This window comes from Blastocatellia bacterium, assembly GCA_035275065.1.
Lineage (GTDB): Bacteria > Acidobacteriota > Blastocatellia > UBA7656 > UBA7656 > DATENM01.
The window spans coordinates 1-12,830 of sequence record DATENM010000090.1; the positions used below are offsets into that span (position 1 = coordinate 1).

The following is a 12,830-nucleotide window of genomic DNA, read 5'->3' on the forward strand; positions in this document are numbered from 1 at the left end:
GCCTCAATGATGTCAGCAGCGGCACCACCCACTACCTCAGCCAGTTCAGCTACACCGCCCACGGCGGCGTCAAAGACCTCAAGCTCGGCAACAACCTCTGGCAGCACGTCGAGTTCGACCCTTACCGCTTGCAGCCGACCGCTTGTAACAGTGCCTCGTCAATGACCAGGCCGCCTTCGCGCACCTTCTCATAGCGGGCATCGACTTGCAGATCCCGCCCGGCATGCCGCCCGGCGAAAACCGCGAGTGCGTTGCCTCTTCTTTCGTATCGTGTCCGCTTTCCAATGCCTTACCTTCTTTACCCTACCTCACCGGCCACTGACCATTGGCAGGCAGACGCCATCATCCATGAAGGATATGCGCCGAGGCTATAGTCTTGCCGGCTCTTCTGAACGGGAAGGCAAAGGGGCCAGCACCTCTGAGTTGCGAGACGGACAAAGCGCCGGCTGCCGAGCCGCAAGGCAGCCGCTACGTGAACGCATGGGGCTCGACCTTTGAGCTTGACGCTCTCCCGATACAGGGCCATGATTGGACGCCGAAGCGATAAGCTAGGGCCGTGAACACAGCGAGGCGGGCGTCATTAACGGCGTCGCATCAGCGCTCTTCGATCTACTCAAGATCACAAGGAGGCGAATCATTGAAGAATGACATCTGGCCGGCTTTGCCGCTGGAAGAGTGGCAGGACACTTACGCGACGCTGCACATGTGGACGCAGGTCGTCGGCAAGATCCGTCTAGCGCAAACCCCTGTCGTCAACCACTGGTGGAATGTGCCGCTGTATGTGACGGCGCGCGGGCTGACCACTTCGGCGATGCCTTACCGGAATCGCAGCTTTGAGATCGACTTCGATTTCATTGACCATCAACTCCTCATCAAGTGTGACGACGGGGCAACCGCAAACCTCGCGCTGGCGCCACGGTCGGTCGCCGAGTTTCACCGCGAAGTGAAACGCATGCTCGGCGGTCTCGGCATCGAGGTGAACATCTGGCCGGTGCCCGTGGAGGTGCAAGACCCGATTCCCTTCGAGCAGGATGACAAGAACACCGCATACGACCCCGAATACGCGCAGCGGTTCTGGCGCATTCTGGAGCGCACCAACACCGTATTCACCGAGTTTCGCTCGCGCTTTCTCGGCAAGTGTAGCCCTGTGCATTTCTTCTGGGGCAGCTTCGATCTGGCGGTGACGCGGTTTTCGGGCAGACTGGCACCGGAGCGCGAGGGAGCGGACTTGATTACGCGCGAAGCCTACTCGCACGAATGTATCAGTCACGGCTTCTGGCCCGGTCAGCGTGCCGCCGGCCCCGTCGAACGCTCGCAGTCGGACGGCATGATCTACGCGCCCGCTTTCTATTCCTATACCGCGCCGCCGCCGCCCGGCTTGAACGAAGCGAAAATTCGCCCGGAGCAAGCCTACTACAGCGGGCAGCTTAATGAATTCATCTTGCTCTATGATGACATGCGACAAGCCGACTCGCCCGAAGCCGCGCTGATGGATTTTCTCCAGAGCACGTATGAGGCGGGGGCCGACCTCGCGCACTGGGACCGCGCGGCATTAGAGCGCCCCGGCGGCTGATCTTTGCCTGACCGCATGCTTCGCCGTATCGTGTTAGCCGCATCCTTCGCGGAACTCGTTAATGGAGGGAAAGACCATGACGCCTCAGTGCTCCCACCTCGATCAGATACGATCAGTTACGCCCAGCGCCAAGGGCTGTGAAGATTGCCTGAAGATCGGTGACCGTTGGGTGCATCTGCGCCTGTGCGAAACCTGCGGCCACGTCGGCTGTTGTGATAGCTCTCCGAATAAGCACGCGACCAAACACTATCACGCCACGCAGCACCCGATCATCAAATCCTTCGAGCCCGGTGAGGAGTGGGGCTATTGCTACCCGGACGACCTTTTCTTTGAGTCGCTGTGACGCTGAGCGTCGAAGCTTTCAGATCATGCTCAAGAAGGTCAACGTGATCCGCTTCCCCGCTTCAATTGCTCCGCGGCGTATGGTATAACTTGCCACCACAAGATTGATATGCATCCCCCTATCGTGCAGATTTCGCTGGACCTCACCGACCTCGGCGAGGCGCTGGAGACGGCGCGCATCGCCGTGGCGGCGGGCGTAGACTGGCTCGAAGCCGGGACGCCGCTGTTGCTGGCCGAAGGCTTGCACAGCGTGCGCGCCTTGCGCGCCGCCTTCCCTGATGTTCCGCTCGTCGCCGACCTGAAGACGATGGATGGCGGCTACCTGGAAGCCGAGATGGTGGCGCGGGCGGGCGCGACGCATCTGGTCGTCATGGGCCGCGCGCATCAAGAAACCATCAAAGCCGTCGTCAAGGCCGGGCGCGATTTCGGCCTCAAGATCATGGGCGATGATCTCGCCTGCGCCGATAAGCCGGCGGCGGCGCGGATGATGGAAGACCTCGGCGTAGATTACATCGTGCATCACACAGGCTATGACGAGCGCAACGGCGCGCAGGCTGAAGGGCGCGGGCGACTCACCCCGCTCGACGAGCTGGACGCCGTGGTGCGCGCCGTCCGCATCCCCGTGCAGGCGGTCGGCGGGTTGACCGTCGAAGAGGCGATTGACATGCCGAAGCGCGGTGCGCCGCTCGTCGTCATCGGCGCGCCGCTGGCCATCGCCGCCGATTCGTTCAACGTCGTCGAGGGCGATTTGCAAGCCTTGCTCGCGGAGATCACGCGGAGGATTCGCGGATGACCGAGGTGATGACCGGGCTGGTGCAGTACGAGCTGCGACCCCGGGCCGTCGAGCTGCGCGAGCTGCCGGTGCCCGAAGTCGGTGAAGACGACGTCTTGCTCCGAGTCGGCGCGGTGAGCGTTTGCGGCAGCGACATCCATCAGTATCACAACGAGCAGAGCTGGCCGGTCAGCGTGCCGGTCGTGCTCGGTCACGAATTCTGCGGCGAGGTGGCGCGCGCAGGCCGTCGCGTGCGCGGCTTTAAAGAAGGCGACCGCGTGGTCTCCGAAACCGCCGCTTCGATCTGCGGCCAGTGCCTCTACTGCCGCACGGGCGAATACAACCTTTGCCCGCGGCGCTCGGGCTTCGGCTATGGCACGAATGGCGCGATGGCCGAATTCGTGCGCGTGCCTGAACGTTGTCTACATCACATTCCCGATTCCCTCGGCTTCGAGCGTGCCGCGCTGACCGAGCCGTGCTGCGTCGGCTACAACGCCGTCGCCATCAAGAGCCACATTCGCCCCGGCGATCTCGTCGTCGTCCTCGGCCCCGGCCCCATCGGATTGCTGGCCGCCGAGATGGCGCGACTGAGCGGCGCGGGCACCTTGATCGTCAGCGGCATGAGCCAGGACGAATCCAGGCTCGACGCAGCCCGCGCGCTCGGCGTCACGCATGCGGTTAACGGTGACGTGACCGACTTGCTGGAGCTGATTCGCAGTCTGGGTGATGGGCTCGGCGCAGACCTGGTCGTAGACGCGACGGGAAGCGCCGGGGCGCTCAAGCCGGCGCTAGAGATAGTGCGCCCCGGCGGGCAGATCACCAAGGTCGGCTGGGGGCCGCAGCCGCTAGGCTTCTCGCTCGACCCGCTGGTGCAAAAAGCGATTACCTTGCAGGGCAGCTTCAGCCACACCTTCAAGAACTGGGAGAAGGTCGTCGCCCTGCTGGCCGCGGGTCAGATCAATCTCGACCCGATCATCAGTTGTATCGCGCCGCTCGATAACTGGCGCGACAGCTTCGACGGCATGCATACGGGGAGGTACGTCAAAGCCGTGCTGAAACCATGAGCAGTTGCCAGTTACCGGTTGCCAGTTGTCCGTGGTCAGTGATTCGTCATTGAGTGCAGACTCTTTCCTGCCGGCAACTGATAACTGATAACTGGCAACTGACTCCTGACTACTTTGTTATGCCCAAACTGAGCGTCTTCCCGAAGTGTTACATGGACGAGCTGTGCGTCACCCGGACGATGACACTGTTCGAGTGGATCGAGCTGGCCGCATCGCTCGGCGTCGACGGCGTCGAGATGTACCCGGCGTTCTTCGAGAGCTTCGATCCCGGTTATCTTGAGCGCGTCAAGCAGCAGCTTGAGCGGTTCAAGCTGGAAGCGCCGATGATGTGCGCGTCGCCCGATTTCACGATCCCGGACGCCGAGAGTCGCCGCGCTGAAGTCGAGCGCGAGAAGGCCGTCATCGATGTGACGGCGCGGCTCGGCGGCGGCTACTGCCGTGTGCTGTCGGGACAGCGGCGCGAAGAAGTCACGCGCGCCGAGGGCGTCGGCTGGACGGTCGAGTGCATCACCGCGCTCTTCGATCACGCGGCGTCGCGCAAGGTCGTGCTGACGATGGAGAATCATTACAAGGATGGCTACTGGCGCTATCCCGAATTCGCCCAGCGCCTCGACGTTTTTCTGGAGATCATCGGTCAGATCGATTCGCCCTGGTTCGGCGTCAATTACGATCCGTCGAACGCGATTGTCGCCGGCGAAGACCCGCTCGCCGTCTTGAGCGCCGTCAAGCACCGCGTCGTCTCGATGCATGCCTCGGACAGATACCTCGCGAGCGGCACGCTTGCAGACCTGAAGCAGCACGAAGGCTCGGTGGGTTATGCTAAGGGGCTCAAGCACGGAGTCATCGGCAAAGGGCTGAATGATTATGACGCCATCTTTGCGACGCTAAGCGGCGAAGGCTTCGACGGCTGGATTTCTATCGAAGATGGCGAGAACGGTATGGACGACTTGCGAGAATCCGTCCGCTACTTGCGGGCAAAGATTGCGGAGCATTTTTAACTATGGCTCGTTTGCAAGATCATGTCGCAGTCATCACCGGCTCGGGCGCAGGCATGGGCGCAGGCATCGCCCGGCTGTTTGCCGAAGAAGGCGCTCGCGTGGTCATTTCTGACATCGCTACGGACGGCGGCGAAGCCCTTGCCGCCGGCATCAACGCGGCGGGCGGCCAGGCTATCTTTCAGCGCGCCGACGCGAGCAGCGAAGCCGATTGTCGCGCCCTGATAGATCGCGCCGTCGCCGCCTACGGGCGACTTGATGTGCTGGTCAACAACGTCGGCATCAGCACGCGCGGCAACATCGAAAACACCACGGTCGAAATGTGGGACAACATCTTTGCGGTCAACGTGCGCGGCGCTTTCATCTGCATGCAGCAAGCCGTCACGTATATGAAGCCGCGGCAGCGTGGCTCGATCATCAACATCGGCTCGGTCAATGCCTACATCGGCGAGCCGAAGCTGATGGCCTATTCGGCATCCAAGGGCGCGTTGATGACGCTGACGAAGAATGCCGCGAGCTACTTGAATCAATATCGCATCCGCGTCAATCAGATTAATCCGGGCTGGACGCTGACGCCGAACGAGCAGCGCGTCAAGCTCGCCGAAGGCAAGGGCGAAGACTGGCTAGAAGAGGCGGTCGCCACACGCCCGTTTGGGCGACTGCTGTTGCCGCGCGACATCGCGCTGGCAGCGATCTACTTTGCCAGCGATGAAAGCGAATGCGTGACGGGGTCGGTGCTAGACCTTGAGCAATACCCGGTCGGCGCGCCGCCCAATTGGTAATTTGGCGCAATGCGGTTAGCTTGCGCCGCACCCAAAGGATGCCGCTTGATGGAACGTCAGATTCTATTTCTTCAGAAAGTGAGACGCGCATGAGCACACAACGATCTCAGCAAGGGCAGGTCACGATTACGGATGCCGAGCGCCGCCGCCTGTTTGTCGCCAGTTGCATCGCACTGGTGGCAACTGCGGTGACCTTCGCGATTCGCGCTGACATCCTCGGCGACCTGGGCACGACCTTCTCTCTCAGCAACGAACAACTGGGCAAAGCCACCGGCGCATGGGCTTATGGCTTTAGCGTGTCGATCTTCATCGGCGGCCTGCTTGTTGACCTCTTAGGCATGCGGCGCATCTTCGGGCTGGCGTTTCTGATGCACGTCGCCGGGGTGGCGTTAACCATCTTTGCCAATGGCTTCTGGATGCTGTTTGCCGGGACGCTGGCTATCGGCCTGGGCAACGGCCTGGTCGAAGCCTTTATCAATCCGCTGACGGCGACGATCTATCCCGACCGCAAGACCGAAAAGCTGAACCTGCTGCACGTCTGGTTCCCCGGCGGCAACGTCATCGGCGGGCTGGCGGCCTACGCGCTGGCGAAGATGCACATGAACTGGCAGGTGAAGATGGCCTTCATCCTGCTGCCGACGATTGCTTATGGGCTCTTGTTTCTCGGTCAGAAGTTCCCGCCGACCGAGCGCGTTCAACAAGGCGTCAGCACCGCCGGCATGTACCGAGCGATTCTCCGCCCGCTGTTTTTGATTCTGCTCTTCTGCATGATTTTGACGGCTTCGACGGAGCTGGCGACCAACCAGTGGCTCGCCTACATTCTCTCAAGCACCGCAGGCATGGCGGCGGGCGGCATTCTGGTGCTGGTGTGGATCAACGGCTTGATGGCGGTCGGGCGCATGTTCGCCGGGCCAATCGTCCATCGCATTTCACCCATCGGGCTGCTGATCGGCTCGGCGACGATGTCGGCCATCGGGCTGGTCGGCTTGAGCATGGCCAATTCGCCGGCGACCGCCATCGCCGCGGCGACGATCTTTGCCATCGGCATCTGTTATTTTTGGCCGACGATGTTGGGCGTGACCAGCGAACGTTTCCCCGAAGGCGGGGCGCTGGCGCTGGCCATCATCGGCGGCACAGGGACGCTGTCGGTGGCAATCTTCACATGGATTATGGGCGGCCTTTATGACAACGCCGGGCCGCGCATGGCGCTGCGTTACATGGCCATCCTGCCCGTCATCCTGATCGTCATCTTCACAGGCATCTGGCTGCACGACAAAGCGCGGGGCGGCTATAAAGTGGTCAGACTGGCCGCCGACGAACAGGGCGATTAATTTCTAACCGCCAAGACGCCAAGGTCGCCAAGGAAACGCAAAGAAGGCTTGGGGCTGTCTTGGTGTTCTTGGCGTCTTGGCGGTGAATTCTTTTCCGTTTGCTGGAGGCCATCATGGCAAAACAGAAAACCTATGACGCTATCGTCATCGGCTCGGGCGCTTCGGGCGGCATGGCCGCTAAAGAGCTAACCGAGCGCGGCTTTGAAGTGCTGGTGCTGGAAGCCGGCCCGCCGGTCAATCCCGAGCGCGACTTCATGTCGCACAAGTGGCCCTATGAATCGATGTACCGCGGCCTCGGCCCGCCCGGCTGGAAGGCGCAAGAGCAGTGGATGCAGGACACGGCGGGCGAGTTCTCGCGCCACTTCTACGTCAAAGACACAGAGCATCCCTACACCACAGACCCCGGCAAGCCGTTCCTCTGGGTGCGCGCCCGCATCGTCGGCGGCAAGACCTTGCACTGGGGGCGGCTGTCGTGGCGCTTTTCGGATCTGGATTTCAAAGCCGCCTCGCACGACGGCTACGGCGACGACTGGCCGATCAGCTACAAAGAGCTTGAGCCCTACTATGACCGCGCCGAAGAGTTCGTCGGCATCAGCGGCAACCGCGATGGGCTCTGGTACTTGCCCGACGGCAAATTCATGCCGCCGATGAATCTGACCTGCGGCGAACAGATGCTCCGTCGCGGCGCGCAGAAGACCGGGCGCGTCGGCATCGTCATGCGTACGGCGCAGGTGACCGGCGAGCCCAGGCCGTGGATGCGCCCGCAGCGCCACAAGTGCCACTTCTGCGGCGAGTGTGGCAAAGGCTGTGACGTCGGCGCGATGTTCAACTCGGTCGCTTCGACGCTGCCGGTGGCGGCGCGCACGGGCCGGCTGACGCTCAGGCCAAACTCCGTCGTGCGCCACCTCATCATCGATAACAACACCGGCAACGCCAGAGGCGTCGCCTTCGTTGATCGCGTGACGCGGCAAGAGCTGGAAGCGTCGGCCAAAGTCGTCGTCGTCGCCGCTTCGACGCTTGAATCAACCCGCATCTTGTTGAACTCGAAATCGCGCCAGCATCCGAACGGCCTCGGCAACTCATCGGGCGTGCTGGGCCATTACCTGGTGGATCATTTCGGCGGCATCGGCGCGTCGGGCTACTTCCACATTCTGGCCGGGCGCGACCCGATCAATGAAGACGGCAAGGCGTCGGGGCTGTTCATTCCGCGTTTCCGCAACCTCGACAAGAAGACGCGCCACCCGCGCTTCCTGCGCGGCTATGGGTTTGAATGCGGTGCCGGCGCGTCACGCTTTCCCGGCTTTGCCAAGAACCCCGCGGTGGTGCCGGGCTTCGGCTCAGAGTTCAAGAAGCGCGTGCGCTACTACTACACCGCGCCGGTCAGCATGACGACGCGCGCGGCGATGCTTGAGCGCTTCGAGAACTACGCCGAGATAGACCCGGCGGGCATCGTTGACGCCTGGGGCATCCCCGTGTTGAAGATTCACATTCAGCACTCGGACAACGAGCTTGAGATGGCCCGTGACGCCGCCGAGACCAGCGAAGAGATATTGCGCGCGGCCGGCGCCGAAGTCGTCTCGACCGGCGGCAAGGTCACTACGCCCGGTCGCATCATCCACGAATTAGGCACGGCGCGCATGGGCAACGACCCGAAGAAGTCGGTGCTGAATAAATTCAACCAGTGCTGGGACGCAAAGAATGTGTTTGTCACCGATGGCGCAGCCTTCGTCAACTCGGCCAACCAGAACCCGACGCTGACGATTCTGGCCTTGACCATGCGCGCCTGCGAGTACATCGCTGACGAACACAAACGCGGCAATCTTTAATTTTGGATTTTAGATTTTGGATTTTGGATTAGCAGACTGAAGCACCAAGCGGTCACGTCCTGTCCCTCAATCCAAAATCGCCAGGCGAAGCGCCAAGCCATGAAAATCCAAAATCCAAAATCGGAGTGATTATGGCACAAGCGAAAAAAGCCAGAAGTGGGCGGGCGGCAGGGCGCGCTGTCGGCAGCGCGATGAAGATTCATTCAATGGCGGCGCTGCTCAAAGAGCGCGGCTTCGGCGGCAGCTTCGACGTTCACGGTGCCGTCTACAAGTTCGATTACGCGCCGCAGCGCGCAGAGGTTGCCGCGGGCAAGCTCCAGTTAACCGGGCGGCTCACGGTCACAGGCGCCAGAGGACAGCAGCGCTCGCTTGAACAGGTGCATGCCACGCTGGAAGCCACGCAGGGCGGCGTCGGCGCTTCGCCGGTGCGCCGCCAGCTACTGGCCGCCGGGGCGCAATCCGACACGACGGCGACGGCTGAAGAAAAGCAGCAACTGGCAAGCGAAAATGACAAGAAGTCGAACGAGTCGGCGAAGATGCCTGTGCATGCGCTGCCATTGACGGAAAGCGCCGGGCGTGAAGCGTTCGTCGGCGTGATGTACTTTCGGCTGGAGGCGCTCGACAGCCGGGCGCTGGGCGTGAACGCCGACCTCAGTCGCGTTCAACTGAATGTGCGAATGGCGCCCGTAAGCGACACCGAGCGCGCGCTCCAAGACTTCTATTCTTCAATCGTTGAAGCGCTCTACGGCAACCGCGTCAATGAGCGGCTGGCAGCGGCGGCGCTCGCCGAAATCAACAAGCTGCTCGCTGCCGGTTGATTCATCGCGCGCGCCTGCTGACGCGTTCGACGAACGAGAAGCTCACTGCTTCACATCAGGCGGGTTGAAGACCGCGTCATCAATGGCGGCGTTTTGTTTGACCTCGGCGATCTTGCGGCCCCAGCTCCGGCCCGGCATCGACCAGCGGATGCTGAAGGGCAGTTTAACGCCATCCACTTCTTTATAGTCTTCATACTCGGTCTGCGTCGGGAACGGGCCGAACGTGGTCTTTGATTCTCGGTAACGACGGATCAACAAGCCGGTCTGCGAATCGAAGTAGAGTTTTTCAGACAGCCCCTGGCGCGTCGTGGCATTGACGACAATTGCTTCGCGTTCGCCGACAGGGGTGCGGCCCTCTACCGCCATTTGCGAATAGAGTTCTCTGATCCGCGTGTTGCCATAAGACTCGGCATCGCGCACGATTTCAGCTAACTGCTCGCTGCCGATCTGACTTTCCCCCTTGCTGCTTTTGGCCCACCCGCTGGTGCCATCGAACCCGCTGCGGAAGACGATGTCAGGATAGCTGGTCACCACCAGCAGCTTGTTCGGGGCCTTCTGATAGACTTCTTCAGGCACCAGGACGCCGTCAGCGCCGACGCGCGAGCCTTTCAGGATTCGGCTGGTCTGGCGCGTCAGGGCCGCTTTGCCGCCGAGGGCCTGCTCGTAACGCTCAAGCACTTGCTCGACGCTCGGCAATGCGGCCTCAGGCTTTGCGCCCGCCGGGCTTTGCCAGAGGTTTTGTCCGAGGGCGACCACCGCCACAGGCTTTGGCTGGCCGCGATGGCAGGTGTAGCAGGTGATCGTCGCTCTGCCGGCAAACCGGTCTTTGTTGAGGTCAAAGACCATTTGCATCATCATGCGCGCCGTCTGCTTCGTCGGCTTCTCGTCCTTGTCGAATGGATTCACGTGGCAGTAGTTGCACTTCACGCCGAGCGCGCCGGTCATCAACGCCATAATGGCCTGCAACTCGGACGCCGGCAGCCCTTTCAGGACTTGTATGTTGCGATACATTTGCTCGGTGGTTTTTTCCTGCGCCGGTTCCGCGGGCGCGGCGGCGGCGGCCTCGCTCCGATCAAGCAGGCTGAAGCCGCCGATCAGCAGCACAACCATGACCGTCATCAAGCGCAATCCTTTTTTCATCGCAAGCCTTCCTTTATGTGGCGCAAGCTGTTAGCTTGCGCAGTGGCTGGCGCAAGCTAACAGCTTGCGCCACATCGGATCATTCGATCCTGGCGGCGCACATCGCCTTTCCTGATTCGCAGTAGGTCAGGCCGCTGACTCGCCCCTGCTGGTCACGCAGGAATTCGACCTCGCCATAATGCATCTTGATGAAGAAGCGGTTTTCGGATTCGGGGAATAGCTCATCCTGCATGTCTCTGATCTCACTGATGAGCCGCGCCCCGACTTTCTTGACGCTGACCGTCAGGTTGGCCGGCAGTTGATGCGTTTCCAGGTGCGCGGCGTCGAAGGCATAGCGCCCAACGTAATCGTCATAGACCGCCGGGTCAATCGGCTGAACTTCTCTCAGGCATCTCTCCAGCGTCGCGTGAGCGAGGTGCTGGCGGAAGCCGAGCTTTTCATTGAGCGCCATCGCCGAAAGGTTCAGATGATGGCAGAAGGCGCGGATGAACGAATAGCCGTGCTGCCGAGCGTATTCAAGGGCTCGCAGCTTGAGCGCGGCGGCGATGCCTCGGCGGCGATATTCGCGGAGGACGCCGGTGAACCCTTGTGTGATGCTGCCGGCGACTTCGTCGGCCAGGCGCAAGCTAGTCAGCCCGACATAACGGTCGCCATCAATGGCGATGAAGCAGGCATCGGGCAGAAGGCCGCGGGCCGAGAACCACCGCGCCACCGTGTCGAGGGGGACGGGCGCGAAGGGCTGACGCCCGGGCTCGTCGGCCATGACCGGATTGAGCAGCTCGTGCAGCTTGCGCAAACACAAAGGGTCGCGCTCGCGCGCTTCGGCGTAAGTCACAATCGACACCTCGCCTGCCGCCCGCTCGGCAAGCAACGCGAAAGGCGCGGCGGCAAACTCGGTGACAGGCAGTCGCCATTCTCTGACCACATCGGTTTCGACAAAGCCGCGCGCTTTGAGAAACTCCAGCGCCTCGGTGAGCCGCGCGTCATTGCGGTGCCGGACCGCAATGGCATTGACCTCGCGCAGGTCTTTCATCAACTGGTCGAGCAACAGGTCGCAGACGCCGCTGCGCCAGTGCTCCGGGGCGACGACGAAAAGCAACTGGTACTGCGGCAGAAAGATCGTCTGCTCGACCGCCCCGTAACCGAGCACCTGTCCGGTCTCGGCATGTTGGGCGACGTAGTGGCGGCGGATCAGACGGCTCTCGTCAAACTGCCGGCGGCGGCGCAGCCAGTCGCCCGCGTCGCGAGGATCGCCGGCCATCCCGCAGGCCATCGAGGAGACCGTCTCCCAGTCCGACTCGGCGAAAGGGCGAAGTCGCGCCTGAACCTGCTCGGCAAAGTCGCTGCGGCGGGAGGGGCGGTGCTGTCGTAAATCGTCTTTGAGCATGCCGATCAGTTCTTGCTTCAGCCGTCGCCTGGCAGAGAAGAGCCGTTTGGCCACGGTCGTCGCCTGTAGCTCAAGAAAGTCGCCGATGTCATGCTGCGAATAGCCGTCTATGTAAAAGAGCGTTGTCACCATGCGCTCGCCGTCGGGCAGCGCCCCGACCGCCGCCAGTACCTTCTCAGACAATTCGAGCTTCTCGGCGATGGCTTGCGGGTCAGGGCGGCTTGAGGCAAGGCCCGACCCGGCGTCCAATGGCAGAACCAGCAGCCGCCGCCCGCGCGTCAGGCGATGGCACTGGCTGAAGACAATTCGCTTAAACCATCCGGGAAAGGCGGCGGGCTCCTTAAGCTGATCGAGCTTCTGCCATGCGGTGATGAAGGCTTCCTGCGCGGCGTCTTCGGCCAGGTAGTAATCCCTGAGGATGGCATACGCACAGGCAAAGGCCATGTCCTGGAAGCGGGCGACAATTTCAGCGAACGCGCGGTGCCTGTCGGCTAGGTCAGCCTGCGAATCAAGCACACCCGCAATAAGCGCATCCATCTCTTGCAAGACCGCAACTCCGATTCATCAGCCTTCACTAAATAAGAGCCGGATTGTCGGCGAAACATTACCGGGGGCACAGGAATTCTATGTTGGAATAACCGTTTGCGCTACACCCGGCTGGAAACCGCTCTAGAGCGTGTTTGAAAAGTCCCGTAGGGACGCGATGTTTATAGTTACAGGCATGAAAAAGAAACAAGCTCCGTAGGAGCGCAATATCAACATTGCGCTCCTACGGAGCTTGATGAATAAACCGACCCGTG

General features: G+C 61.6%; 12 protein-coding genes. 10 read left to right on the top strand and 2 right to left on the bottom strand.

Features of this window, described 5'->3' with window-relative positions; translation table 11 throughout:
• The 10 genes from VJ464_20780 to VJ464_20825 all read left to right on the top strand — a co-directional run.
• The coding region (locus tag VJ464_20780) for a hypothetical protein (protein HKQ07573.1) at positions 1-194 on the top strand (194 nt) is incomplete at its 5' end.
• A 443-nt stretch (positions 195-637) separates the two neighbouring features.
• On the top strand, positions 638-1,573 hold the full coding sequence (locus VJ464_20785) for a DUF5996 family protein (GenBank protein ID HKQ07574.1): 936 nt from the start codon (positions 638-640) through the stop codon (positions 1,571-1,573).
• A gap of 76 nt (positions 1,574-1,649) precedes the next feature.
• Positions 1,650-1,916, top strand: a complete 267-nt coding sequence (locus VJ464_20790) for a UBP-type zinc finger domain-containing protein (GenBank protein ID HKQ07575.1) — start codon at positions 1,650-1,652, stop codon at positions 1,914-1,916.
• 108 nt (positions 1,917-2,024) lie between these two features.
• A complete protein-coding gene (locus VJ464_20795) occupies positions 2,025-2,708 on the top strand; it encodes an orotidine 5'-phosphate decarboxylase / HUMPS family protein (protein ID HKQ07576.1) in 684 nt (227 codons plus the stop codon).
• Entirely contained in the window at positions 2,705-3,751 is a 1,047-nt protein-coding gene (locus VJ464_20800; protein HKQ07577.1) for a zinc-binding dehydrogenase, read from the top strand. Before VJ464_20795 ends, VJ464_20800 begins: the two co-directional genes overlap by 4 nt.
• Positions 3,752-3,870: 119 nt before the next feature.
• Complete coding sequence (locus tag VJ464_20805; GenBank protein ID HKQ07578.1) at positions 3,871-4,749, top strand: sugar phosphate isomerase/epimerase family protein; 879 nt, start codon at positions 3,871-3,873, stop codon at positions 4,747-4,749.
• 2 nt (positions 4,750-4,751) lie between these two features.
• A complete protein-coding gene (locus tag VJ464_20810) occupies positions 4,752-5,528 on the top strand; it encodes an oxidoreductase (protein HKQ07579.1) in 777 nt (258 codons plus the stop codon).
• 89 nt (positions 5,529-5,617) lie between these two features.
• Positions 5,618-6,859 carry an MFS transporter gene (locus VJ464_20815; protein ID HKQ07580.1) on the top strand — a complete coding sequence of 414 codons (1,242 nt, stop codon included), beginning with the start codon at positions 5,618-5,620 and terminating at the stop codon, positions 6,857-6,859.
• A 113-nt stretch (positions 6,860-6,972) separates the two neighbouring features.
• Positions 6,973-8,685 carry a GMC family oxidoreductase gene (locus VJ464_20820; GenBank protein HKQ07581.1) on the top strand — a complete coding sequence of 571 codons (1,713 nt, stop codon included), beginning with the start codon at positions 6,973-6,975 and terminating at the stop codon, positions 8,683-8,685.
• Between the two features lie 131 nt (positions 8,686-8,816).
• The gene (locus VJ464_20825) at positions 8,817-9,503 is read left to right on the top strand and encodes a hypothetical protein (protein HKQ07582.1); all 687 of its coding nucleotides are present in this window, start codon (positions 8,817-8,819) and stop codon (positions 9,501-9,503) included.
• 42 nt (positions 9,504-9,545) lie between these two features.
• On the opposite strand, the gene VJ464_20830 is transcribed toward VJ464_20825, so the two are convergent.
• On the bottom strand, positions 9,546-10,643 hold the full coding sequence (locus VJ464_20830) for a c-type cytochrome (protein ID HKQ07583.1): 1,098 nt from the start codon (positions 10,641-10,643) through the stop codon (positions 9,546-9,548).
• A 79-nt stretch (positions 10,644-10,722) separates the two neighbouring features.
• Positions 10,723-12,567 (bottom strand): GNAT family N-acetyltransferase, encoded by a 1,845-nt coding sequence (locus VJ464_20835; protein HKQ07584.1) that lies wholly within the window; start codon positions 12,565-12,567, stop codon positions 10,723-10,725.
• Between the last annotated feature and the right edge of the window lie 263 nt (positions 12,568-12,830).